This window comes from Turicimonas muris (assembly GCF_002221595.1).
Lineage (GTDB): Bacteria > Pseudomonadota > Gammaproteobacteria > Burkholderiales > Burkholderiaceae_F > Turicimonas > Turicimonas muris.
On sequence record NZ_NHMP01000003.1, the window covers coordinates 125,232 to 151,368 of the forward strand.

Below are 26,137 nucleotides of genomic sequence, written 5' to 3' on the forward strand. Positions count from 1 at the left end.
GGGTATGAATAGAGATTATCTAGCTAAAACTGTTTCTCCCGTTCCTCTATCTTCGTTATTTGCCGCCATTCTCAGACCCACAACCACAGCAGCAATTAAAGCCACGCATACTGCAATACAAATAGAGGCGTAAGTTGGATTGGAGGAGAATCGACCAACTTGGTAGACGAGAGTTGCTGAGCAGTATCCAAGAACTGTCGTCCAACCTGCGGCGAACAAGGCCCATTTGCTTCCAACTTCTCTGTAGACTGCCCCCATAGCTGCGCCGCAAGGTAAGTAAAGAAGAACCATCAGCAAGTAAGCAAAGGCGCCAAGCTCACCGTCATAAAGTTTGTTCATGGCCTGAATGGTACCGGCAGCAACTTCTTGTTCTTCAGCTTGTTTTTCAACGTCCGATAAATCGCTGTCTACCGAAATACCGAGTGGATCTGAGAAGAATGCTCCGATATCACCGAAACCTTCACCAATACTGGCTACAGCTTCATTTAAGGAGTTCATGAAGTTAAATCCTCCTTCTTCTTCAGCAGCTTCAGCCTTTTCCTCAATAGCAGCAGCCGGTCCTCCTTCAGCTGCAGTTTCTTCATCTTTGCCGCCCATACCGCTGTATAAGGAATCCAAAGTCCCAACCACGGCCTCTTTAGCCAAAATACCTGTAAAGATCCCGACAGCAGCAGGCCAGTTTTCTTCAGATACGCCCATTGGCTTGAATACCGGGACGATTGTCTTGCCGATTTGAGAAAGAACGCTCTTATCGGAGTCTTCGTTACCGAAAGAGCCGTCTATACCCAAAGAGTTAAGGAAGCAAAGAGCAGCGACTAAAACAACGATTACTTTACCGGCACGGAAAATAAAGCCTTTTAATCTATCCCATGTCCGGAGAATGATATTTTTAAAAGTCGGCAAATGATAAGGAGGAATTTCCATCACAAAAGCACTGGTTTCGCCCTGTAAAACAGTCTTCTTCAGCATAAAGCCAGTGGCAATAGCGGCCAAAATACCAATGAGATAAAGACCGAATACAAGATTTTGTCCGTTCATCGGCCAGAAAGCTGTCGCGAATAAAACGTAGACCGGAAGACGGGCACCGCAGCTCATAAACGGAGCCATTAAAACGGTAGTGATGCGATCTTTCTTCTTTTCCATTGTACGGGTTGCCATAATGGCCGGAACCCCACAGCCGAAACCGATAATCAACGGAACAAAAGCTTTGCCGGGTAAACCCAGAGCACGCATTAGTCTGTCCATCACGAAAGCTGCACGGGCCATGTAGCCGGAATCTTCCAAGAATGACAGAGCCAAGAATAAACAGAAAATAACAGGTATAAATGTTGCAACGCATTGGATACCGCCGCCGATACCGTCAGCCAAAATGGTCTTAAGCCATTCCGGAGTTCCTATAGAGGTAAGCAGTTCTCCAAATCCGTCGATAAATATGGCGCCGAATAAAATGTCGAAGAAATCAATAAATGCGGAACCTACATTAATTGAGAAAATAAACATCAAATACATGACGCCCAAGAAAATCGGTACCCCAAGCCAACGATGCAGCACAACCTTGTCGATTTTATCTGTCAAAGTCTGGGTAGCCTCGCCCTTTCTGGTAATGCAGTCATGAGCAACTCTCCCCACGAAAGAATAGCGCACGTCGGCCATTACCATATCGACGTCGCCGTCATATTTTTCATTTAAAGCATTGGCTTTAAATTCAACGCCTGCAAAATTCTTATCCGAAAAAACTTTGAAAAGCTCTTTGTCTCCTTCCAGGATTTGTTCAGCGACCCAGTAAGCTCTTGAGATACCTTGTCGACTCAAATCTTGACCGATGGACAGGATTTCTTCATTGATATCTTGTGGAAATAGGATCGGATTCTTAGGAACGGCTTTTTTAACTAGCTGCTCTTCAATGCATTTCTTAAGATCCTCAATTCCTTTCTCTTTAGAGGCTATAAGCCCGACTACCGGACAATCGAGTTCTTTTGATAATTTTTCCAAGTCAATCGAAATTCCGTGATGTTTTGCGGCGTCAAGCATATTGACGGCAACAACCATCGGAACTTGCATTTCAATAAGCTGAGCCGTCAAGTAAAGATTGCGTTCGAGATTGGAAGCATCGACGATATTGACGATAAGCTCTGCCTCATCTTCAAGGATATAGTTTCTAGCGACTCGTTCATCCTCACTTGAAGATGCACTTGGCTGGATAGAGTAAATCCCCGGCAAATCAACCAAGGTAATTTCTTTATTTTCTAACGAGAAATGCCCCACTTTCTTTTCAACGGTAACCCCAGGCCAATTTCCCACGGATTGATGAGAACCCGTCAATGCATTAAAGAGAGTCGTTTTTCCGCAGTTAGGATTTCCAACAACGGCAATAGTAGATTTAGCTGTCATTTTTTTATTTAGAGAGGTTCAACATCAAGGATTTCGATTTCCGCTTTTCTAACACTGATAAAAGAATTACGAAGTTTGATTTCAATCGGGTCCCCAAGGGGAGCGATACGTGTGACTTCGAATTCCGTATTGGGAAGGACTCCCAAGGAGAAAAGTTTCTTTCTGTATTCTGAATTTCCCGGCAAAAAGCCTTTAATAACGCCTTTTTGGCCAGGCTTCATGTCTCTTAACTGCATATTCTTCTTCCTGTTTAAGAGGTTTGGAGCACTTTTATTTCAGCTGCGATTTCCCGATTGATAGCAATTCTTGCGTCACCTACAGCCACTAAAAGCGGTCCCTCTTCAACTGAAGCGATGATGGATGCAACTGACCCGCGGTACAGTCCGAGATCTCTGAGTCTCCTAATCTCTTCGTCTGGGACAGCGCCGAATTTTGCTACACGGCATTTAACATTTAACGGCAACGCGCTTAAGCGGAAGTAATTTGAAGCTGACATAAAGTATTAAATGAAAATGAAAACGAAAATTATTTATAAAAATATTACTCCAAGCGAACATTAATGAAAATTATTCTCATTAGTATTTACATTATTTTTAAGTATTAAATTCATTGCTCATATACCAAAATGCTAGCAGTCTTGATCGCTGCAACCACTTGATTTTATTAACCCACCACGTAAACAGGTGTTGTTAAAAATCTGCAGAAATCCTTAATACAAGACATTTTTAAAATATAATGCTAATCATTCTCATTTATTTTTTTGGAGCAGTAATGAAATTTGTTAAGACCTCTTTAGCCGTCGCCCTGCTTTCTTTGGGCTCTTTGGCGGCTGCTGAATCTCAGATTACTTTGTACGGTACCGTTGATGGGGCTGTTGTAGTCAACAAAGCAAAAGGCGCAGACACCACAGTTTCTATGGAAGACGGGATCGCCGGAGGAAGCGTTTGGGGTTTGGAGGGAACCGAAGATTTAGGTAACGGATACTCGGTAGGTTTCCTTCTTGAAAACGGCTTTTCTATGGACAGCGGGGAAGCCGGTGAAGGAGGCAAGAGTTGGAGCAAACAAGCCACTCTGTCCGTTTCCGGAGGATTCGGTGAGTTAGCTTTCGGCAGGATGGGAGGTCTTGCTTCTTATGAAGGCAGTTATTCCATCTGGGATGCCTCCCCAATCGGAACCGATTATCTTCAGGCAGGTTTGGGCAATGTCTTTGTCACCGGACAAATCAACAATAACAGCATCGTCTATGTGTCTCCGGAATTCGGCGGCTTAAAACTTCACGTCCAATACTCTAACGGTACTGAAGCTGATGATAAGAAGTGGTCCTTAAACGACCACTACTACGGTCTCGGTCTTACTTATGAACTCGGAAATCTTTCTTTAGCCGGTATCGTTGAAAGATACGACTACAAGTCATTTAGAGATGAAGACACTAAGGCTTCTATGATTTACAGTCTTAGCGCAAGTTATGACTTTGAAGTCGCCAAAGTTTTCTTCGGATATCAGTATGCCAGCCGCTTCCACACAGTTGATCAGCTTGAAGACGCCTTTGTCGGCGGAAAAGGCATGAACCAAAATGCCTTTACTTTAGGTACAGAAATCCCGGCAGCCGGCGGAACGCTGAAGTTGGTCGCTAACTATGGTTTCGGCAAAGTAAAGTCTGCTGACCAAGTCACTTTCGATGATAACAAAGTTAATCTCAACAAAGACAAGTTCAATAGGTTCACTGTAGGAGCAGCCTACGAATATCTGCTTTCCAAACGCACTTTCCTTTACGGATGGGGCGCATATGCTACTGCCGGAAAACTTTTTAAGGAAAAAGCCGTTGAAGGTGACTTCAAGTCCTGGAGCGTCGGTTTAGGTTTGCATCACAACTTTTAAGCCAAAGTTTTGCATATAACAAAGGCCGGATTTTCCGGCTTTTGCTACATTGAGAAAAGGTAATAACTGCTGAATAAGCAACTTCCCAAATGCCTTATCTTAAGAGCTGTTTCTTATATCTGAGGGTATGAGCAGCAGCGGCCGCTGTGAATATCCAACCAGCCCAGGAGTGCAGCTTCCAGAGCTTTAGGCTCAGACCCAAAAGACAGAGTGGTCCGGCAAGAGCCATCGTTTGATTTTCGACCTTTCTCATTGCTCTATAGGAAGAAAGTTTCTGATGCTTCGCAGACTTTGCTTTTGTCGAGGACTTCGTTTCTTCAGAAACCGCCTGAGATTCAAAGGTGGAATTAAGAATCTCTTCAAAACGAGCTACATCAAAAATTGCTGGCTCAAAATTTACTAATAAAGACCCGGTTATTTTATTCAGCTTGAGATTCTCAACACCCCTGACCTGCTTTAAAGCCTCAAAAAGCTCTGCACCATCAACAAGCTTCAAACTTCCCGAGCGAATCCTCAATCGACCTTCGGTTCTGCTGGTAATAGTTCCGTGTAAATGTTCCATAGTTTAGAGTCCTTATTGTTTATGAGACTTCTGAGGTTCTCTCTTCTTCAGAAAGATTTGGGAGGTATGCCCGGGCGGCATTAAGCGTCACACCGACCGTGGTTACGTTATGGAGCACTGCTCCAACAGCAGCCGGTAATACACCGTCTAGGCCGCCGGCTAAGAATGCAGTATTAAGGCCTACGGAAGCACGGAAGTTCTGATGAATTCTGCTTAGTGTTCTCTTTCCAAGCTTAATTGCCAAAGGAAGATGTTTTAAGTTGTTTTCCAATAAAACCACAGCAGCTACTTCACGGGCTAAGTCGGCAGCTTCTGACAAACTTACTCCGACATTGGCTGCGGTAAGTGCCGGAGAGTCATTAATACCGTCACCGACCATCAGAACTTTTCGACCGCTTTTTACCATTCTTTCTATGATCTGCGCTTTTCCTTCCGGCAGAACTTGACAGTAATACTCTTTGATATCGAGTCTGGCAGCAACATTCTTTGCCGTTCTCGGTCCATCTCCGGTGAGCATAACAATATTCTGAATGCCCAAGTTCCTCAGTTCTTCAATTACTTCGACAGATTCCTTTCGGATTGGATCTTCAATACCGATCAACCCCTCCAACTTTCCATTCCTGGATAAATAAAGAACGGTGTGTCCCTTCGAAGCAATGCTTTCGATTATTTCCTCAGCTCCGGAGCAGTCAACCCCCTCATCTTCTTCAATGTAGTGGCGGCTGCCGATTAAAACTTTTTCTCCGTTCAACTCTGTACAGATTCCGTGACCAACGACATATTTAACTTCGGCGTGCTCTTCTTCATGATGAAGTTCCTCGTCTGCCGCTGCTCGCACAATCGCCTTAGCGACCGGATGTGGGAAATGTTCCTCAAGACAAGCAGCATTCCTTAAAACAGTATCTCTATCCCAGGTTCCGAGAGGAATAACTTTGGATACTTTCGGATGAGACTCGGTAAGCGTTCCTGTTTTATCGAACACAACAGTGTCAACTTGAGCCAATTCTTCGATATACCTTCCTCCTTTAATCAAGATTTTGTGAGAAGTACCTTCTCTCATTGAGGACATAAATGCTACCGGTGTAGACATCTTTAGTGCACACGAATAATCCACCATCAAGACAGCAGCCGCTCTTTGAAGGTTTCGCGTAAAAAGCCATACAAGTCCCGACAGCAAGAAGCTGTATGGAACAACTTTGTCAGCTATTTTCATTGCCTTACTTTCAACGTTGGCTTTAACCTTCTCGCTGTTCTCAATAAATTGAATAATTTTATTAAGACGAGTACCTTGACCAACAGCCGTCGGCTGGATTAGAAGTTCTCCGTCTTCAACAACTGTGCCTGCGTAAACTGTACTGCCTTCCGTACGAAGAACTCCTATAGATTCTCCCGTCATTGACGCCTGATTAACCGTAGCCGATCCGCCGATTACTTTTCCGTCCACCGGGATTGCGGAGCCGGCTCTCACCTTCAAGAGATCTTCTTTTGTTACCGAGGAAAGAGGAACTTCAAGTTCGTGACCGTCTTTGACAATCCAAACCGTATCGATGTTCATGGCCAAAGATCGAGTCAAGTTCGTCATCGTCTTTCTTCTCGTCCACTCTTCGAGCTTTTCGCCGAAACCTAAAAGCAGAACCAGTGTTGAAGCCGTCTTAAAGTCACGCATCAGCAAAGAAGCCGCAATCGCGCTCAAGTCCAAAACTTCAACAGTAAGCTTGCCTGAGAAGAGCTTTTTAAAGCCTCCTGAAAATATTCCCCAAGAACTGTGAAGGAACATTCCGAGGCTGGCCGGAAAAGGCATCAACGGTCTGGTAAAAAAGCGGACCATCGGCCAGAAAGCTACATCAGAGATAACGCTTTGTCCTTGGGGAATTGCCAACGACTTAGATGCCAATGTCCTCATGTAGCGGGCGATTACAGATTTGGCTTCCTGCAGAGATTGCTTATCCATATACAGAAGAAGAACACTTCTCGTACGAGGATTAATTCTCACACCTTCAATTCCAGGAATTAGGTCCAATTTGTCGGCCAGCTCTTCAGCCCCTTCGGAGCCGAAAGGAAAATCTGAGACGAACCTAATCCTCCCCTGAGTGTGGGAAACCACAGAAAATTTCATAATTTTAAAAACTGAATAACAAATGCGGTGAAAAGATACTATTTGCTTTCTTGAGCAGTATCTTCCGGGAGAATTACATCTTGAGAACTAACGTTCTGAGCACGTGCTTCCTGTTGTCTGCGAGCGGCGCGTTTCTTAGCCTCTTCTTTGGCTTCTGCTGTCATATCTTCTAAATCTTCTTTAAAGGTTTCAGCGCCTTCAATCAACTTATCTTTCCAATCCAGACCGTATGACATCAGCTTTGTTGTGCAAGGTCTGAGTTTGCCTCTGCTAATTGCAGAAGATGCAGCGAAACCTAAAAGAGCGCCTCCAAGAACACCCCAAGCTACTTTTGTTAAATCCTTCATAACTTTTCCTTTAAAAATGTAAATGAGAATGAAAATCAACAGTGATAATTGTACCCCTTTGAAAAAGGCATCAACTTCAATTTTTTCATGCTAGTTCAATTAATTGATTCCGGGAGACGGAGTTTGAAATCAAATATTGCACCGCACGCATTATGGGACATGGAGTTTCCACCGTTACCAAGTTATCGATTTCTTCGAATGCTCTGGAGCAAATATGAAGGAAAAGTGCACTTAAGCAAACGCCTCAGAAAAATTCTGAGGCGCTGTCAGGGAAAATTCTTTGAATTACTTTTTACCGAGTAAAGAACCTAATACTCCGCGGATAATTTGATTGCTTGCTTGTCTAACCACGGATTTCGCCATATTTTCCACAACTCCGGGTTTATGGCCTCCTCTAGGTCCAGTTGAACCAAACATGATATCTTTCAGAGAGGAAAGAAGAGCATCTCCGATTCCCGGTTCTTCCTCTTCCTGCACAGATGCGCCACCGGCCGTTCCTTTTGCATCTTTTTGAGAGGGCTGTTGAGAACGAGCCTGGAGCACTTCATAAGCACTTTCTCTGTCAATTGGCTTGTCATAAACACCGGCAACAATAGATGTTGCCATTAATTGTTTACGCTCTGCCTCTGTGATTGGTCCGATCTGACTTCCCGGGCAGCCAACCCAAATTCTTTCTGTGACACCGGGGACGCCGCCTTCCTGAAGGAAGGAGACTAATGCTTCACCTACACCTAACTCTGTAATTGCTTTGCCGATGTCTACCTTTGGATTGGGTCGCATTGTTTCAGCTGCGACCTTGACTGCCTTTTGATCTCTTGGAGTGAAAGCTCGAAGAGCGTGCTGGACGCGATTTCCTAATTGTCCGAGCACAGAATCAGGAATATCAAGCGGATTTTGTGTAATGAAATAAACACCGACGCCTTTAGAACGAATCAAGCGGACAACTTGTTCGATCTTATCGAGTAAAACTTTCGGAGCATCCTTGAAGAGGATATGAGCTTCATCAAAAAAGAATACGAGCTTCGGTTTTTCTAAATCTCCGACTTCCGGAAGATTTTCATAGAGCTCACTCAAAATCCACAGAAGAAATGTTGAATAAAGCTTAGGAGCCTGCATCAATTTATCCGCAGCCAAAATATTGACTACACCTTGCCCACCAACAGTCTGAAGAAGATCTTGGATATCGAGCATAGGTTCGCCAAAAAATTTATCAGCACCCTGGCTCTCCAGAGCTAGCAAACCTCTCTGAATTGCTCCGATGGAGGCCGGAGAGATATTTCCATATTTCTGTCTGAACTCTGAAGCGTGTTCGCCAACAAATTGAAGCATTGATCTCAAATCCTTCAGATCCAAAAGGAGCAATCCATTGTCATCCGCAATAGCAAAAACGGCATTTAAGACGCCTCCTTGCGTGTCGTTCAATTGAAGGAGTCGGGATAAAAGCAGCGGTCCCATATCGCTGATGGTTGCACGAACCGGATGTCCCTGCTCCCCGAATACATCCCAAAAGGTTACCGGACAGCCTTTCCACTCCGGCTCCTGCAGTTTTTTCTTGATTATTCTTTCTTTTAGTTTTTCTGAAGGAACTGCTGCTTTTGCTAAACCGGAAAGATCTCCTTTGATATCAGCCAAGAAAACCGGTACACCGACACGTGAAAAATCTTCAGCTAGCTTTTGCAAAGAAACTGTTTTACCGGTACCCGTTGCTCCGGAAATACATCCGTGGCGATTAGCTAAACCGGGCTCCATTGTTGAGGATGCAGATGAATCGACAGCATCAATTGGAGCACCAAAATACAGAGGCTCTACCATTATTTTCTCCTAGTTGTTTTAAAGCATTATAGAGCCGCTGCACCTGAGCCTTCATACTATTTGAGCCTGTAAATGCCTGAATTGCATCCATCTGATCTCGCAAGTATTAGGGTTATATCCATCCGAGATATTATTTTCTTTTTTGTAAGAAATTTAAAATTAGAAATAATTAGTATCATTTGGTACTAATGAGGTTTTTATGGACAGTCATCAATACAAAGAGATTTTAAAAAATAGATTAAGAAGTTCATTCGATATTTTGGAGCCGCCTAAACCTTTAACTAACTACTCGGATCTTTGGGCGGTCCACAATAGATTGAATGAGAAATACTTTCTTTCTAAGAAAATTTCCTTGTATTCGATGAACAATGATGAATATGTGAGTCTTAAGCTGGTAAGCAACCAACTTACAGCCGAATTCTTAGAAGAATGCCAAAAAGCATTTTCCGACTACATTTCATCGATGAGAGTTGCTGAAGGGCATATGTCTTCTCTCTTTAATTTGGTTTTACTGACTGAATCAGGAGTTGAAGATAAAGCTCTGAATAACCTTTCTAAGCATAAGTTCCACAAGGACTTTTGCTTCACCTTAAAAGGCTGGGCAGACCTTGCAGTTTTTGTCGTCGATCTGAAAGATCAGAAAGTCTTTTCCAATCCGAAAGGTAGTAATTCAACGGCTAATTTTCAAATTTTTTAGGAATACTTTTCTAATATGAACGGACTTGCTTTATTGCTTGGTGCGACAGTTATATTTATTGCCGCCTACATCGTATACGGTTCTTGGTTAGCCAAGAAATGGGGTGTAGATCCTTCCAGACCAACCCCAGCTTATACGCAAAAGGATGGTATCGACTACCTCCCGACAAAACCTGCTGTACTTCTCGGTCACCATTTCTCATCCATTGCGGGTGCCGGCCCGATTGTCGGCCCAATTTCCGCTGCAGTCTTCGGATGGATTCCAGTTTCTCTGTGGATTATTGTCGGAAGTATATTCTTCGGCGGTGTTCACGACTATGGTTCAATGGTGGCATCTATTCGCCATAAGGGCCAAAGTATTGGTCAGATCATTGAATCTAACGTAGGCAGAAGAGCCAAGTTGCTCTTTGCAATTTTTGCGTGGGTAACTCTCCTTGTGGTTGTGGCAGCTTTTGCCAACATTGTGGCTTCAACGTTTGTGGCCAATCCCGGAGCCGGCACTGCTTCCCTTCTCTTCATTGTACTTGCGGTTGGTTTCGGTTATGCGGTATATCGTTCCGGCATTCCGCTTCTTATCGGCACCATCTTCGGAATTATCGGCATGGCGGTTTCTTTCTGGCTCGGACATATTTTCCCGCTTGCTCTTAGCAAAGAAGTTTGGCTGTTGATTTTGTTAGCCTATGTATTCGTTGCTTCCATTGCTCCCGTATGGATTCTGCTTCAACCAAGAGACTACCTCAACTCCTTCCTCCTCTACGCAATGATGATTGCTGCTTTCTTGGGCATTATTTTCTACCAGCCGACAATGGAAATCGCAGGATTCGTTGGTTTCGATCTCGGAGGCGGACAATGGCTGTTCCCGGTTTTATTCGTTACCGTTGCCTGCGGAGCGATCTCCGGCTTCCACTCTTTAGTTTCTTCCGGAACAAGTTCAAAACAGCTTGACAATGAACGCAACGCTAAGCTAATCGGTTACGGCTCCATGCTGATTGAAGGCCTTTTAGCTATCTGCGCCATCATTTCCGTTGCATACGTAGCTGCCGACAAGCTTCCGGTGTTACTGAAACAAGGAGGACCGGTTAATGCCTTCGCACAAGGAACCGCAACATTCATGACATCTTTAGGTTTAGATTTCTCTCTCTCCAAAGAATTCGTTGCGTTAACTATCTCCGCCTTTGCATTAACTACTCTTGATACCGCAACTCGTTTGGGCAGATTCATTTTTCAAGAAATGATTGCACCGACCGAAAATAATAAAGAAGTTAAGCCAAATTCCGTCAGAGAAGCCTTAAGCAACCGTTATGTCGCCACGCTGATTACCATTGCTGCCGCTTGGTATATGGCTTCCGGTTCTTATCTGACTATTTGGCCGATTTTCGGTACAGCAAACCAGATGCTGGCTGCCCTCGCATTGTTGGCAATTACTGCTTGGCTCAAGAAAGAAGGTAGAGACACTTACATGATCACAATTCCAATGTATTTCATGTTCGCCGTCACTTTCACTTCTCTTGGACAACTGATCTATTCCAACTTAGGCAAAAACTGGCTAATCGTCGGTGTATCTGCTCTTCTGACAGTTCTTTCTCTCGCCCTAGCAGTTGAAGCATTCCGTGTTTTCAGCGAGGACAAGAAAGAAACCTCCCAGGCAGAAGGCCTTCAAAGCCAAAGCCAGGAATGACTTAATTCTTACATAGAGAAGAATGGTAAAAGAACCTTCTTCTCTATACAGTAATAGACGCCTCCTTTAGAGGCGTTTATTTTCCTGAGTTTGATACCGAAACCCCCTTATTTTCATAATTACTATCTGAAAATAAAAGGAAAATCTCTCTTGACTTTTTTTGGTTATATGTAGTAAAATAATGGTAATAGTATAGAGAGGGGTTTATGCGTTACCACGTCATGTACAGTTCTAATAAAGAGGGGAATCGAAGTGTCTATATCGCTTCCTCCTACAGAAATGAAAAAGGACAAGCCCGGAAAAATATTTATCGCAAATGTGGAAATGAGAAGATGCTGCTTGCGGCAGACCCTCTTGCTATACAAAAAATTAAAGCCGAGGTTGAAGCTCTTAATCGTGAGGCTGCAGCAACTGATCTAAACCAAAGGATGGTTTTAAATAAAAATATTAAAGATCAACTTCTCAAAGAAGCTAAGGACGGCCTGAGCTTAAAAGGAGAAAAGCCGGCGTTACGAGGTCTTGGGTTGGTGGTTTTAAGTCGGCTTTGGAATGAACTTAAACTGCCTTACAAGCTCACTTATCTTAAAAATGGTACGAACGTTCAGTTCGATTTTTCTGAAGTTGTCCGCCAACTGTGTCTTACAAGAATTTTATCCCCTTGGTCAAAGGCTAAAACCAAACGCTTAGTACCAGTCACATATCTCGGTGCTAGGCCGCAGAACCTTTCCGATTACTACAATTGCTTAGATCTGCTCAGCGATAATAAAGAAGCCATTATCAAATATCTGAATAAAAAGCTTTTAGAACAAAATCCTCAACGAGACACGCGAGTGTGCCTCTATGACATTACTACTTACGCCTTTGAAAGCATTCGAGCCGACAGTCTTCGAGAATTCGGTTACTCAAAAGATAAAAAATTTAATGAAGTTCAGGTAGTTATGGCCTTAGCTGCTGACAAAGACGGACTGCCAGTCAGCTATAAACTCTATAAAGGCAATCAGGGAGAATCTCCGACGATGATTCCTTTTGTAGAAGAATTGAAAAAAACTTATGGGGTTGAAAAACTTGTAGTCGTGGCCGATAGGGGCCTTAACAACACGGCCAACATTCACTGCCTGGTCGAGCTTGGTCACGACTATGTATTCTCATCGAAGATTAGAAGCGCTTCCGAGGAAGTCAAGGCCGCTGCCCTTTGCCCGGAAGGAAGAATCTCATATACCGTGGTCGATGATGACGGGGTTGTGGAAGAAAACTGGTACAAAGAGGTCACGCTTGAAACCAAAGTTAACTATCGTTATCCGGAGTTTGCAAAGGAGCATGATAATCCTGCAGAGATAGAACGGCTGGAGAAGATATTAAAGCCCTATGAAACTCGAGCTAAAAATAAGAGAAAAAAAGGAACGCTCAAGCGCAGGTACATCGTTACATTCTCTAAAAAGCGCTTTGATAAAGACAGACACGATAGACAAAAGTTTATTGATAAAGCAATAGGGCTAGTTACCCGTCCCTCTACCTTCACAGCGGAAATGAAAAAAGGAGGCAAGGGATTAGTTCGCGTTGAGATTGATAAAGAGAGTTTGAGTTTAGACGAGGAAAAGATCGTTGAGCAGGAGAAGTTCGATGGAATGCATGTGATAGAGACTTCACTGGAAGATCCTGTAGAGGAAATCCTAAGCATCTACAGAGAGCTCTGGCACATAGAGAGCAATTTCCGCCTCTTGAAAAGTCAATTAGAAGCACGACCGGTGTATGTGCGCACTGAGCAACACATCCGCGGTCATTTTCTTTGTTGTTATATCGCATTAGTAATTTCGCGTTTGCTCGAGTACAAGCTCAAATCCAACCAGACCCCAATTTCCATAGAGAAGATCGTGGAAAGTCTCAACGGACTAAGGACGACAAGAATCAAATTAGAGAGACTGCCGGCGGTCTATGCAACTACAGGGATTTCAGACGATGTAAAAAACATCTGCAAAGCCGTATCTATGCCGGTGCTAGAGGACTATGAAACCGCAGCAACCTTGAGAAGGAAACTGGGGCTATCCGGAGATTTGAACAGTTACTTCTCTATCGAGTGAACTACTACTACGAGGAATAAAAAAATGAAAAATTAGAGATACATTGAGGCCCAATAGATATAACAAAATTTCCTCAATTTATTCTCTGAAACTCAGGAGAAAGAAGGTAGAGACACTTACATGATCACAATTCCAATGTATTTCATGTTCGCCGTCACTTTCACTTCTCTTGGACAACTGATCTATTCCAACTTAGGCAAAAACTGGCTAATCGTCGGTGTATCTGCTCTTCTGACAGTTCTTTCTCTCGCCCTAGCAGTTGAAGCATTCCGTGTTTTCAGCGAGGACAAGAAAGAAACCTCCCAGGCAGAAGGCCTTCAAAGCCAAAGCCAGGAATGACTTAATTCTTACATAGAGAAGAATGGTAAAAGAACCTTCTTCTCTATACAGTAATAGACGCCTCCTTTAGAGGCGTTTATTTTTGACTAATAAAGCTGAAAGAGTCGGAGAGGTCGCTCATAGAAGTGAAATCAACCTGAATTCCCGAAAACTAGATTAGTTTCTTTTCAAATACTCACAAACAACAATTAACTGTTTGCCTATCAGGGGATTTTGAATAGCTTTACCCCTAATTTCATAGATTAAACTTTTAGTATCTATGTAATCAAGGGGTAAGTTACTGTGGAATCGATACATAACATCTTGAAAGTTACAGTCAAGAATATCGACTATCTCTACAGATACGAGAACGCCTGGGACAAGGAAAAAAAAACGTTCTTATTGCAAGCACAGATACTCTATTGGGCGACTCCGGGACGGACAAGTTGAATTAGGAAGAAAATTTTTATCAGAACATCCCGAGTGCAAACGGATTGAATTCAAATTCGAAGACCATCAACTTATTCCGGCTAGCTCTTTGCCAAGTCTTTCGAACCAGGAAGTTCAGGCTGTCCTATCGAAGACATATCCGTTAAATGCCGGAGCCGCTTATGTGCTCAAGGAGTTAGCAATTCAAAGCGGCTTAATGAGGGATTTAAAAGCAATTTTCCCTCATAATTGGGCGGAGATTTTGTCGCTGGCAATGTTTTTTGTTATCTACCCTGATCAGAACTTAGCCAATTACGACGTGACTGCCGCTCATTGCGATTTTCCTTCTCCTCCTCTTTCTTCACAGCGAATCTCAGAACTGCTCGCCTCTATCACTTTTAAGCAGCGTGAGCAATATATGAAACTAAGGCTGGCCTGCAGCACAAAGGCAAACAGTTCTAATTACTTGGCCTTTGATACCACCTCCATTTCTTCATTTTCGCAAACGCTTAATAAAGTTGCGTTCGGTCATAACAAAGAGGATCCTGAGATGGTAATGCTCAAGATAGCACTGCTTATTGATGAAATTACGGGAGAGCCCTTGTACTACAAGGTTCTAGACGGCTCCATTGCTGACGTTACCTTATTACGGAACTTGTTTGCCGAACTCTCCAAGCTTGATGCTGAACAGATCAACTTGGTTTTGGATAGGGGCTTTTGTTCGGAAAATAACTTTCAAATGATGTTCCGCAACAATATTGGCTTTGCAGCTGGTCTGAAATCAGATTTGAAAATTGCCCAGCAAGCCCTGCAGGAGTTCGTCCCTCAGCTAACGCTGGCACTTCCTCAACAACATTACCCGGAGATTGACTGCTATTGCGCGACCAAGAAAATAGAGTGGTACAGCTCGAGCCGTACATTTGGCAAAGAGTATTCTCCCTTCTATATACACGTCTACTACGACTTGCAAAGAGAAACGAGCGAAAAAACCCATATGACAGCTTTAGTTGAAAGCTTTCGCTTGCGACTGGAAAAGGGGAACGTTCCTAACTCTCTGGTTTTTAAAGAGTTCTTCAAACTTAAACCTTCCGCAAAAAAACAAGACCCCGCAGCTGAAAAATATCAGTTCGATGTTAACTCTTGGGTTAAATTCACAAAATCCTGCGGATTCTTTGTGCTTGGTTCCAATGAAATAAGCTCTGCGCCGCAAGCGTTAAATATTTACCGGCAGAAAGATGTTGTTGAAAAGGCCTTCAACAATTACAAAGATAAATGCGGAGGCAGAAGAATGAGATGCCAAGAAACTTCTTTAGACGGCAAGGTGTTCATCATCTATCTATCTTTGTGCTTGCGCCTGATTCTTCAAAGGCGATTAGAACAAGCTAAGAAAAATCCGCTGGATACGCCCAGGATTATCGATGAACTGAACAGCATCGTTCTGTTCCGCCACGATGTAGAGGGGAAAGTGCGTCACTATTGGCAAGAATGGCCGAAACGATATAGAGAACTGCTAGAAGAGCTGGGAGTCGAAACGCCCGCTCCTCTTGTTTTGTAATCTAGGGGCAGGAATTCAGGATTAAAAGATTCAAAAATGAGAAAAGTCTGAGAACTTTTTACGATTCTCAGACTTTGTTTTATGGCGCGCCAGGCAGGATTCGAACCCACGACCCCTTGGTTCGTAGCCAAGTACTCTATCCAACTGAGCTACTGGCGCAATATATGTGAGCCCGGAGGCTACCTACTTTCGCAAGAAATACAACTCACTATCATCGGCGTGGAGGCGTTTCACTGTCCTGTTCGGGATGGGAAGGAGTGGTTCCACCCTGCTATGGCCTCCGGGCTTTAACTTGTTCTGCATCTTTCGATGCTCGGAAATTCTTATCAATCTTGACGAGCTCTTAAGCTCTGCTTTGTTTAACTTTACTTGCTACAACCAACGCGGGCTTTAAGCTTCACGGTTATAGGATCAAGCCTCACGAGCAATTAGTATCAGTTAGCTCAATGCCTTACAGCACTTACACACCTGACCTATCGACGTCCTGGTCTCGAACGACTCTTTTGGGAGGTTTTACCTCCGGGAAGACTCATCTTCAGGCAAGTTTCCCGCTTAGATGCTTTCAGCGGTTATCTCTTCCGCACTTAGCTACCCGGCTATGCCACTGGCGTGACAACCGGTACACCAGAGGTGCGTCCACTCCGGTCCTCTCGTACTAGGAGCAGCCCCCGTCAATCTTCCAACGCCCACGGCAGATAGGGACCAAACTGTCTCACGACGTTTTAAACCCAGCTCACGTACCTCTTTAAATGGCGAACAGCCATACCCTTGGGACCGACTTCAGCCCCAGGATGAGATGAGCCGACATCGAGGTGCCAAACACCGCCGTCGATATGAACTCTTGGGCGGTATCAGCCTGTTATCCCCAGAGTACCTTTTATCCGTTGAGCGATGGCCCTTCCATTCAGTGCCACCGGATCACTATGACCTGCTTTCGCATCTGCTCGAGTTGTAGCTCTCGCAGTCAAGCACGCTTTTGCCATTGCACTATCAGCACGATTTCCGACCGTACCTAGCGTACCTTCGTACTCCTCCGTTACCCTTTAGGAGGAGACCGCCCCAGTCAAACTGCCTACCATGCACGGTCCCAAACAGTGTGGTCCTGTCTTGGTTAGAACCGCAAACAAATCAGGGTGGTATTTCAAGGTTGACTCCAGAGGAGCTGGCGCTCCTCTTTCTCTGTCTCCCACCTATCCTACACAAATCGGTTCACAGTTCAATGCAAAGCTGCAGTAAAGGTTCATGGGGTCTTTCCGTCTAGCCGCGGGTAGATTGCATCATCACAAACACTTCAACTTCACTGAGTCTCGGGAGGAGACAGTGTGGCCATCGTTATGCCATTCGTGCAGGTCGGAACTTACCCGACAAGGAATTTCGCTACCTTAGGACCGTTATAGTTACGGCCGCCGTTTACTGGGACTTCGATCAAGGCCTCTCAGCCCATCAATTAATCTTCCAGCACCGGGCAGGCATCACACCCTATACGTCGTCTTTCGACTTTGCAGAGTGCTGTGTTTTTAATAAACAGTCGCAGCCACCTATTCTCTGAGACCGTCTCACGCTCAAGGTGTCTCTCCTCTCACGCTACTGCGGCACACCTTCTTCCGAAGTTACGGTGTCAATTTGCCGAGTTCCTTCTCCCGAGTTCTCTCAAGCGCCTGAGCATATTCAGCTCGCCCACCAGTGTCGGTTTGCGGTACGGTCCTCTCAGACTGTAGCTTAGAGGTTTTTCCTGGAAGAGTTTCCAATCACTTCGCTCCCGTGGGAGCACCACTTCCGATCCGGACGATCCGTTGGCGGATTTGCCTGCCAACCGTCCTCGTCTAAGTACCGAGTAGTCCAACACTCGGATGACCTTAGCCTCTCCGTCACCCCTTCGCATCTGACAGCGGTCCGGGAATATTAACCCGGTTCCCATCGGCTACGCCTTTCGGCCTGACCTTAGGGGCCGACTCACCCTGCTCCGATGAACGTAGAGCAGGAAACCTTGGGCTTGCGGCGAGAGGGCTTTTCACCCTCTTTAACGTTACTCATGTCAGCATTCGCACTTCTGATATCTCCAGCAGACTTCTCAATCCGCCTTCTCAGACTTACAGAACGCTCCCCTACCACGCATGGATTTTTCCATGCATCCGCGGCTTCGGTTAGCAGCTTAGCCCCGTTACATCTTCCGCGCAGAAAGACTCGACCAGTGAGCTATTACGCTTTCTTTGAAGGATGGCTGCTTCTAAGCCAACTTCCTGGTTGTCACGGCCTTTCCACTTCGTTTTCCACTTAGCTGCTATTGGGGACCTTAGCCGGCGGTCTGGGTTGTTTCCCTTTTGAGTCCGGACGTTAGCACCCGGTGCTCTGTCTCCCGTGTATAGCTTCCAGGTATTCGGAGTTTGCCTTGGTTTGGTAAGACTACATGTCCCCCTAGCCAAAACAGTGCTCTACCCCCTGGAGCCTTCACACGAGGCACTACCTCAATAGTTTTCGGGGAGAACCAGCTATCTCCAGATTTGTTTGGCCTTTCACCCCTATCCACAGCTCATCCGCTAATTTTGCAACACTAGTCGGTTCGGTCCTCCAGTGTGTGTTACCACACCTTCAACCTGGCCATGGATAGCTCATCTGGTTTCGGGTCTACACCCTGCGACTTTTCGCTCTATTCGAACTCGCTTTCGCTTCGGCTTCCCTATTCGGTTAACCTCGCCACAGAATGTAAGTCGCTGACCCATTATGCAAAAGGTACGCAGTCACCTCAAAAAAAGGCTCCTACTGTTTGTATGCATGCGGTTTCAGGTTCTATTTCACTCCCCTCCCGGGGTTCTTTTCGCCTTTCCCTCACGGTACTGGTTCACTATCGGTCGATCACTAGTATTTAGCCTTGGAGGATGGTCCCCCCTTCTTCAGACAGGATTCCTCGTGTCCCGCCTTACTTCTCGTTTCCTTAGTACCATTCGGACAATTTTAAATACAGGGCTATCACCTTCTCTGGCTGAGCTTTCCATCTCATTCTTCTATTATCCAAACTATCAAAAACTAGGCTCCTCCGGGTTCGCTCGCCGCTACTGCCGGAATCTCGGTTGATTTCTTTTCCTGAGGATACTTAGATGTTTCAGTTCTCCTCGTTCGCCTCGCATGACTATGGATTCATCATGCGATAACCCTTATCGGGCTGGGTTCCCCCATTCAGATATCTGCGGATCTATGCTCGTTTGCCAGCTCCCCGCAGCTTTTCGCAGGCTGCCACGTCTTTCTTCGCCTGTGATCGCCAAGGCATCCACCACATGCACTTAGTCGCTTGATCCTATAACCCTGCCGCCTATTGCCCGGCAGCGTTACAAGCAACCGCTAAACGCTGTTCCCATTACGCTGTTTATGTCTTCGCTTTCAAGTTTCTCACAAAGTTTTGCTTTGTTATGACTCGTCAATCTTTTCCCGTTTACGTTTCCATAAACGTTTTCAATTGATTCAAATTTCCGATTTTTTAAAGAACTATCTTCTTCAATCTATCGACTGCCGATAAGAGCGGACACTCAAATCTTCAAGCAAAAACTCTTGAAAGGAGGTGATCCAGCCGCACCTTCCGGTACGGCTACCTTGTTACGACTTAACATTAGTCACGGTGCTCACCGTGGTCGCCGCCCTCCTTGCGGTTAGGCTAACGACTTCTGGTAAACACCACTCCCATTGTTTGACGGGCGGTGTGTACAAGACCCGGGAACGTATTCACCGCGGCATGCTGATCCGCGATTACTAGCGATTCCGACTTCATGCAGTCGAGTTGCAGACTGCAATCCGGACTACGATCGGTTTTCTGGGATTTGCTCCGCCTCTCGGCTTCGCTGCCCTCTGTTCCGACCATTGTATGACGTGTGAAGCCCTACCCATAAGGGCCATGAGGACTTGACGTCATCCCCACCTTCCTCCGGTTTGTCACCGGCAGTCTCACTAGAGTGCCCTTTCGTAGCAACTAGTGACAAGGGTTGCGCTCGTTGCGGGACTTAACCCAACATCTCACGACACGAGCTGACGACAGCCATGCAGCACCTGTGTGCAGATCCTCTTGCGAGCTCTCCTCATTACAAGGAGTTGTCTGCCATGTCAAGGGTAGGTAAGGTTTTTCGCGTTGCATCGAATTAATCCACATCATCCACCGCTTGTGCGGGTCCCCGTCAATTCCTTTGAGTTTTAGTCTTGCGACCGTACTTCCCAGGCGGTCAACTTCTCGCGTTAGCTGCGTTACTGAAAGTTTTACCTCCCAACAACTAGTTGACATCGTTTAGGGCGTGGACTACCAGGGTATCTAATCCTGTTTGCTCCCCACGCTTTCGTGTATGAGCGTCAGTTGCGTCCCAGGGGGCTGCCTTCGCCATCGGTGTTCTTCCAAATATCTACGCATTTCACTGCTACACTTGGAATTCCACCCCCCTCTGACGCACTCTAGTCTTGCAGTCATGTATGGCTTTCCCAGGTTAAGCCCGGGGCTTTCACATCCATCTTGCAAAACCGCCTGCACACCCTTTACGCCCAGTAATTCCGATTAACGCTCGCACCCTACGTATTACCGCGGCTGCTGGCACGTAGTTAGCCGGTGCTTATTCTTAGAGTACCGTCATCATCTATCGGTATTATCAATAGACTTTTCGTTCTCTACAAAAGTGGTTTACAACCCGAAGGCCGTCTTCCCACACGCGGAATAGCTGGATCAGGCTTGCGCCCATTGTCCAAAATTCCCCACTGCTGCCTCCCGTAGGAGTCTGGGCCGTGTCTCAGTCCCAGTGTGGCTGGTCGTCCTCTCAGACCAGCTACTGATCGTCGCCTTGGTAAGCCTTTACCTTACCAACTAGCTAATCAGTCATCGGCCGCTCCGCTCGCGAGAGGCCCTCGCGGGTCCCCCTCTTTCATCCTCGGATCTCATGCGGTATTAGCTCCCCTTTCGGGAAGTTGTCCCCCACGAGCGGATACGTTCCGATGTCTTACTCACCCGTTCGCCACTCGTCGACAGAGGAAAGCAAGCTTTCCTCCTCGTTACCGTTCGACTTGCATGTGTAAAGCGTTCCGCCAGCGTTCAATCTGAGCCAGGATCAAACTCTTTTGTTTAATCTCTGTTGTCGCTCTTACTCTTCGTTTCGGTTTTGACGGAGTATTTCCTACTCCGTTTGCCTCACAAAAGCGAGCTTCTTAAATTTAAATCTTTCGCTTTCGCTCTTAAACTTAAGTGCCCGCTCTTATCGGTTCGTCGATAAATTTTTAAAGAACTTGCGTCGCTGATTTCGTGTTCGTCATCAACAACGAGGTGCGAACTATAAATACCTTTTTTGAGCTTGTCAAACCTCTTGATGAAAATTTTTCTACGAATTCATCGTAAAATATTAGTTTTTACTTTAATTTCAACTAGTTAAGTAAAATGTAAAAAATTTTGTATTTTCACCACACTTAGAAATTTTTGGCATTTATCAATTTTTTTATTTCGTGTTTTGACCTTATTTGATTTTTCTTTTGAAACAGACGGAGTTGGAATATAGATGCACGCTTCTCTTTTTAGGACGGCATTCTCAACCTGTCGCAGATTCTCCTAGGTACAATCATCACAACTGTTAGAATCGTTTCTATGCAGATTTATTAAGAATCCTAAATGTCAGAATCCATGGACCGAGTCACCGGACTTTTACTTGCTGGAGGGCAAGCAAAAAGAATGGGCTCTATTAACAAAGGTGCTGTCCAATTAAATGACCGCCCCTTTGCCGAGCTTGTCATTGGGAACCTATCCAAGCAAGTTGACGATATCGTTATCAGCGCTAATGAGTATGCTTCTTACTTCAAACCGTTCGGGTTTGAAGTCATAAAAGACAAAAGAGAGGGATTTCTAGGACCGCTGGCAGGAATTGAATCGGCGTTTATTGAAATTCCGGACATCCAATGGTTGTTCTGCGCGACTGTCGATACTCCCTTCTTCCCGGGCGATTTAGTTTCTGTGCTTCTTAAAAAGACTAAGAATAACAACAGACTCTGTGTAATGCCCGTCCACAACGGCCGAAGGTATCCTCTGCATTCTCTGATTCATGCCTCACTTCTTCCTTCTTTATCTACTTTTCTAGATTCCGGGGAAAGAGCGGTTGGTTATTGGCTAAAAAAATGCGGAGTTCTGGAAGTCGAGGTAGAAGCACCATTTCCCGCTTTCGAAAACATTAATACATTGGAAGAACTTTCACTTCTAAAAAGGAATACCAAATGAGTTCAAATTCATCTTCCAAAAGCTTTGAGGAAACTTTGGAATTCCTCAAGACATACGTTGAACCAGTAAAAGACACACGACTTGTGCCTTTGTCTGAATCCTTATCGTATTTTTTAGCAGAAGATATTATCTGCCCTATCAACATACCGGCTTTTGATAATTCCGCCATGGACGGATGGGCTTTCTCTTCGAAAGACATTCTTCCGGAAGGCTTTACTTTAAAAGAAGTTGGAAGTTCTTTTGCCGGTCATCCCTTCTTAGGTGAATTAAAAACCGGAGAGTGTGTACGTATTATGACCGGAGGTAAAGTTCCTGAAGGGGCTGATACGGTCGTGATGCAAGAACAAGTTACGGCTCATGCAAAAGAGATCGCCTTTCCTAGTGGCGTAAAGAAAGGTCAGAATGTTCGCAAAAAAGCAGAAGAATTTGCCAAGGGTGCTGTGTGTATGGAGAAAGGCACACGTATCATGCCTCCGCACATCAACTTCTTGGCAACTTTAGGCATACCTGAAGTGTTGGTATTCCGTAAGGTCAGAGTCGCCTTCTTCTCAACGGGAGATGAACTGCAATCCCTAGGTTCTCCCTTAAAAGACGGCCATATTTACGATTCCAATCGTTATGCCATTCGAGCTCTCTTAGAGAGTGCAGGATTCGAAACTAAAGATCTTGGAATTGTCAAAGACAATCCTGAGTCTTTAAAAGAAACTTTTCAAAAGGCGGCCGATTGTGCAGATGCCGTCATCACTTCCGGAGGCGTCTCCGTCGGTAAAGCCGACTTTACCCGCACTGTCGTGGAAGAGCTCGGCGAACTTGTCCAATGGCAGTGCAGAATTAAGCCCGGACGCCCTTTGGCGATCGGAAAAATTGGAGAAAGTTACTTCTTCGGACTACCGGGCAATCCCACAGCTACTCAAATCACTTTCTTAGTTATTGTGAAACAGGCTCTTCAGCTTCTTGCTAACGCCAAGGATGTTTCTATGCAATATGCGGAAGCTGAGGCAACGGAAAAAATGAAGAAAAGAGAAGGCCATACGGAATTCTTGAGAGGAATCCTATATACAGAAAATGGAAAAGCAAAGGTTCGCTCAGCGGGAAGCCAGAAGACCGGTGCTTCGGCTTCCATGATCACTGCTAATTGCTTGATTTATCTTCCCGAGGACCATGGTCCTGTCCAGCCTGGCGAAACCCTCCTCGTAGTTCCATTCCAGGGTGTTTATCAATAGATTTCCAGCTGCTTTGTCCTTTAAACTGGCGATCTCTGCGAGCTTTGTATAAACGTCTGAATTTAGAAGCCGGAAGTTTTTTGACTTTCGGTTTCTTTTCATACTGAAACTTATTAGCTGTTTCTCTGAGATCGGCCTCGGCCGGCACGATTACATTTCCGGCTAAGTCGATAATTCCTCTCAGACCAATCCCTCGCGCAACAAATCCGTTGATGACACCGTAATTCTTACTTTCATGCTGATGAGCATGAAAGAAATATTTAACCCCTAACTGATCTGCCAATATGTCAAGACATTCAAAACCTTTAGCATGAATAGAAGGAGCTTCATGAGTGACTAGCACATCGGCCTTACACTCTTTTAGCTTGTCATACACGGAACTGAAAATAGTTGAGCGATGGCGCCTCGGCAAACCTCCACGCCAAGTAGTAGCTTTTCCAAGCTTTTTGATAAATACGCCGGGAGAACTGTAACATGGAGATGCAGGAGGCATCCAAATTTGGCCCCTGAATACACCGCCTAGGCCGGCGACTTTAACCCCGCAAACGTCAAGCACCTTTCCATGAAGGTTGTTTGTTGCAAATTTTGAGCGCCAGATGCGGTCATAAATTAAATCTGAATCGGTATCGTGGTTCCCAGGAATCCAGAAAACCTTCGTCTCTCCGATATCTTTGAATATCTCATCCAAACTCCTATCAGGAGTGAGGTCACCTAGAATTATGATGGCATTCGGATGAAATTCATCAATAGCTTTAAGAATGTGGTCGAACTCCCCGTGGGGGTCACCGCACAAAAAAATCTTTTCTAACTTTTTGAGTTCTTTCGCTTCCGGCTGAGAACTCCCGCAAACCTGCGCCCGGCCCTTCTTCCGGCCGAAATATGAACGCCTATATCTCATGTCTAACAAACAGGCTCTTTTATTATTTATTTTGAAGCCTGCACCTAAATTTTTCGTTAGACAGAGAATAACACTATTTCATAAGATCTTCTTGCCGTTCAAGAGGGACAACCACCTTTTCGTACCTACTCCAGTCTTACAACGTCGGCACCTTTAGGAATTTCGAAACTAAAAAATTTAGAACCGGGAGAAACGTCAGTTACAACATTTTTTAGTGTGAGCTTGGAAGTTTCTCCGAGGGAACCTACAAACTCCATTTTGACCGGAAGGTCACCTTTAAAGCCCATCGTAATCTTAGAAAAGTTAAGATTCCCGGCTATGGGAACGAGTTCAATCCAATTTAAATTATCCCCGCCTTCAATGTCCTTAACCTTCCAGTACTTCTTAATATTGGAATCGCCGAACAGAATTGCGGCGGGACTTTGTGGGATAGTCTCCTTCGCAGATCTGACCGTCACTTGGTTTAAATCTTTATCCCAAACCCATATAGTCTTTCCGTTGCAAATCATCTCTTGAGGAAACGGGACAGTGTACTGCCATAAAAATTTTCCGGGTCTCGAGAAGACAAACTTACCGGAAGACTGGTCAATTTGCTTTCCGCCTTTATCGACCACCGTTTGGTCAAATTCTCCTTGGGCATTTTTGACATTCTTTGAGAAATTCTCCAATAGCTCAATCCCCTCGGCTCCCAAGGCATATGTACTGATGAAAAAGGACATTAAAAGAGGAAAACAGAATTTTTTCAAATTAATCTCCGACGAAAATATTGGACTTGAGAAATCTCTTTACTTAACACACTAATGATTTTCACTAATTTTAACTTTGTTTTTTTAGTTAAGGGAAATCACTGAGTCTAAAAAAATTTAAAAACAGTAAAAAATTTTTAACCAAAAACAAGTAATTACCTCTTTTAGGTTAAAGGCATTTCAGTTTTTTGGGGGTAAGCTTTTTCCCTTACTCGTTTTTTTGATTATGGAAGTTCTCTATTCACAAAATAAAAGGGGGGTCCTAAAATTAGCTCGAGTGTTAAAGAAGTGTTTGATTTGTTAGCTTTTGTGAAATTTTCTAGCCCGGTCTTTAATCCGAGTTGGCATTTTTCTCTAGGCTTCCCTGTACGTCCCTCCATTCACGAAGGCAGCAAACACCTCCTGCTGCGTTCCGGTACAGGGAAGCCAACCTCTTTTCTTCTTCAGTGTTCTAGATAAAGAAAAACTCCTTACTGGAAGGAGTCTCTCGTGGTTAGGATTTATTAGTTTTCTGTTGTGTGAGCTAGTAAACCGCGTTGAGCAGCCCAGCTCCATGGCGTATCAAGCCAGGAATGAATATCGTCTAGATCCTCAGGTCCGATTAAACCCATCTGTACGGCCTTGTTGACGATAAATTCAAACGAAAGCATTTGATGGGCCTTTACATGGTTCTTAGAGAAAAGACGAGTGGTTTCCGGCATATCGAAGTTAGTAATTGCAAAGCAGTCAGTTACCTCTGCCCCGACTTCTCTTAGGACCTTTACGGCATCAAGTAAAGAGATACCGGTAGATAAATGGTCCTCAATAATCAATACTTTTTGGCCTTTTACATCCACCCCGTCAATACGGCTCTTGTTTCCATAAGTTTTTGCTTGTTGTCTTACAGTAACGAACGGAACATTCAGACGATAGGCTAAAGCAGCACCGTGCGCAGTTCCCGCGCCTTCTACGCCAGCAATCACGTCAAAATTCAGCTGGAGTTCGATAATTCTCGAAGCCATAGTTTCAATGACGTCTCTCCAAGCTTCCGGAAAAGAAGACAAAATTCTGTTATCCACATAGATCGGAGTAATCAAACCTGACTTCAGACGCATAGGAGAGTTTTTCAGAAATACGATGGCATTATTTACCAAAAGATGTTCTGCAATAATGTCTTGAGCAATAAATGATGTTGCCATTCTCTTTCC

18 protein-coding genes, 1 tRNA gene and 3 rRNA genes are annotated in these 26,137 nt (G+C 44.8%); 8 read left to right on the forward strand and 14 right to left on the reverse strand.

The features are described 5' to 3' along the window. Positions 1–15 precede the first annotated feature (15 nt). From feoB to ADH67_RS05905, 3 genes are read right to left on the reverse strand one after another with little or no spacing between them, the layout of a single operon-like run. Positions 16–2,391, reverse strand: coding sequence for a Fe(2+) transporter permease subunit FeoB (feoB, locus tag ADH67_RS05895; RefSeq protein WP_066593053.1), 2,376 nt, complete (start codon positions 2,389–2,391; stop codon positions 16–18). Between the two features lie 8 nt (positions 2,392–2,399). Then, entirely contained in the window at positions 2,400–2,627 is a 228-nt protein-coding gene (locus tag ADH67_RS05900) for a FeoA family protein (protein ID WP_066593054.1), read from the reverse strand. A gap of 14 nt (positions 2,628–2,641) precedes the next feature. After that, positions 2,642–2,887: a FeoA family protein gene (locus ADH67_RS05905; protein WP_066593057.1), complete on the reverse strand. Its 246-nt coding sequence runs from the start codon at positions 2,885–2,887 to the stop codon at positions 2,642–2,644. Positions 2,888–3,162: 275 nt separating this feature from the next. Between ADH67_RS05905 and ADH67_RS05910 the strand changes: the two genes are divergently transcribed. Then, positions 3,163–4,269 carry a porin gene (locus ADH67_RS05910; RefSeq protein ID WP_066593058.1) on the forward strand — a complete coding sequence of 369 codons (1,107 nt, stop codon included), beginning with the start codon at positions 3,163–3,165 and terminating at the stop codon, positions 4,267–4,269. Between the two features lie 94 nt (positions 4,270–4,363). On the opposite strand, the gene ADH67_RS05915 is transcribed toward ADH67_RS05910, so the two are convergent. The 4 genes from ADH67_RS05915 to ADH67_RS05930 all read right to left on the reverse strand — a co-directional run bounded on the left by ADH67_RS05915 (position 4,364) and on the right by ADH67_RS05930 (position 9,043). Next, positions 4,364–4,831: an HMA2 domain-containing protein gene (locus ADH67_RS05915; protein ID WP_066593060.1), complete on the reverse strand. Its 468-nt coding sequence runs from the start codon at positions 4,829–4,831 to the stop codon at positions 4,364–4,366. Between the two features lie 19 nt (positions 4,832–4,850). Then, positions 4,851–6,935, reverse strand: coding sequence for a heavy metal translocating P-type ATPase (locus ADH67_RS05920; RefSeq protein ID WP_236578517.1), 2,085 nt, complete (start codon positions 6,933–6,935; stop codon positions 4,851–4,853). A gap of 50 nt (positions 6,936–6,985) precedes the next feature. Then, the gene (locus ADH67_RS05925) at positions 6,986–7,294 is read right to left on the reverse strand and encodes a hypothetical protein (RefSeq protein ID WP_066593065.1); all 309 of its coding nucleotides are present in this window, start codon (positions 7,292–7,294) and stop codon (positions 6,986–6,988) included. 285 nt (positions 7,295–7,579) lie between these two features. Beyond that, positions 7,580–9,043 (reverse strand): helicase HerA-like domain-containing protein, encoded by a 1,464-nt coding sequence (locus tag ADH67_RS05930; RefSeq protein ID WP_236578587.1) that lies wholly within the window; start codon positions 9,041–9,043, stop codon positions 7,580–7,582. A gap of 262 nt (positions 9,044–9,305) precedes the next feature. Here ADH67_RS05930 and ADH67_RS05935 point away from each other — a divergent pair, with 262 nt between their 5' ends. The 5 genes from ADH67_RS05935 (at position 9,306) to ADH67_RS05955 (ending at position 15,860) form a co-directional block, all read left to right on the forward strand. After that, complete coding sequence (locus ADH67_RS05935) at positions 9,306–9,803, forward strand: DUF8052 family protein (RefSeq protein WP_066593068.1); 498 nt, start codon at positions 9,306–9,308, stop codon at positions 9,801–9,803. Positions 9,804–9,818: 15 nt separating this feature from the next. Next, a complete protein-coding gene (locus ADH67_RS05940) occupies positions 9,819–11,480 on the forward strand; it encodes a carbon starvation CstA family protein (RefSeq protein WP_066593070.1) in 1,662 nt (553 codons plus the stop codon). A gap of 206 nt (positions 11,481–11,686) precedes the next feature. Continuing rightward, positions 11,687–13,558 (forward strand): IS1634 family transposase, encoded by a 1,872-nt coding sequence (locus ADH67_RS05945; protein ID WP_066591743.1) that lies wholly within the window; start codon positions 11,687–11,689, stop codon positions 13,556–13,558. Between the two features lie 120 nt (positions 13,559–13,678). Next, complete coding sequence (locus ADH67_RS05950) at positions 13,679–13,897, forward strand: hypothetical protein (protein WP_066593078.1); 219 nt, start codon at positions 13,679–13,681, stop codon at positions 13,895–13,897. Positions 13,898–14,399: 502 nt separating this feature from the next. Continuing rightward, positions 14,400–15,860, forward strand: a complete 1,461-nt coding sequence (locus tag ADH67_RS05955) for an IS1634 family transposase (RefSeq protein ID WP_419723253.1) — start codon at positions 14,400–14,402, stop codon at positions 15,858–15,860. Between the two features lie 82 nt (positions 15,861–15,942). Here ADH67_RS05955 and ADH67_RS05960 read toward each other — a convergent pair. From ADH67_RS05960 to ADH67_RS05975, 4 genes are all read right to left on the reverse strand, one after another. After that, a tRNA-Arg gene (locus ADH67_RS05960) sits at positions 15,943–16,019 on the reverse strand. An 11-nt stretch (positions 16,020–16,030) separates the two neighbouring features. Further along, positions 16,031–16,145, reverse strand: a 5S ribosomal RNA gene (rrf, locus tag ADH67_RS05965). Positions 16,146–16,267: 122 nt separating this feature from the next. Beyond that, positions 16,268–19,152, reverse strand: a 23S ribosomal RNA gene (locus ADH67_RS05970). A gap of 254 nt (positions 19,153–19,406) precedes the next feature. Continuing rightward, positions 19,407–20,948 (reverse strand): 16S ribosomal RNA (locus tag ADH67_RS05975). The 16S, 23S and 5S rRNA genes sit together here with 1 tRNA gene alongside, the layout of an rRNA operon. 535 nt (positions 20,949–21,483) lie before the next feature. Between ADH67_RS05975 and mobA the strand changes: the two genes are divergently transcribed. Both mobA and moeA read left to right on the forward strand, forming a co-directional pair. Then, on the forward strand, positions 21,484–22,083 hold the full coding sequence (gene mobA, locus ADH67_RS05980) for a molybdenum cofactor guanylyltransferase MobA (protein ID WP_066593081.1): 600 nt from the start codon (positions 21,484–21,486) through the stop codon (positions 22,081–22,083). Further along, on the forward strand, positions 22,080–23,306 hold the full coding sequence (gene moeA / locus ADH67_RS05985) for a molybdopterin molybdotransferase MoeA (protein WP_066593083.1): 1,227 nt from the start codon (positions 22,080–22,082) through the stop codon (positions 23,304–23,306). The genes mobA and moeA overlap by 4 nt, the downstream gene beginning before the upstream one ends. Here the strand turns inward: moeA and ADH67_RS05990 are convergent. The 3 genes from ADH67_RS05990 to ADH67_RS06000 all read right to left on the reverse strand — a co-directional run bounded on the left by ADH67_RS05990 (position 23,215) and on the right by ADH67_RS06000 (position 26,128). After that, entirely contained in the window at positions 23,215–24,204 is a 990-nt protein-coding gene (locus ADH67_RS05990) for a metallophosphoesterase family protein (RefSeq protein ID WP_084081477.1), read from the reverse strand. The two genes, moeA and ADH67_RS05990, sit on opposite strands and share 92 nt — an antisense overlap. 125 nt (positions 24,205–24,329) lie before the next feature. Next, positions 24,330–24,950 (reverse strand): outer membrane lipoprotein periplasmic chaperone LolA, encoded by a 621-nt coding sequence (gene lolA / locus ADH67_RS05995; RefSeq protein ID WP_084081478.1) that lies wholly within the window; start codon positions 24,948–24,950, stop codon positions 24,330–24,332. Positions 24,951–25,453: 503 nt separating this feature from the next. Then, entirely contained in the window at positions 25,454–26,128 is a 675-nt protein-coding gene (locus ADH67_RS06000; protein ID WP_066593085.1) for an orotate phosphoribosyltransferase, read from the reverse strand. Between the last annotated feature and the right edge of the window lie 9 nt (positions 26,129–26,137).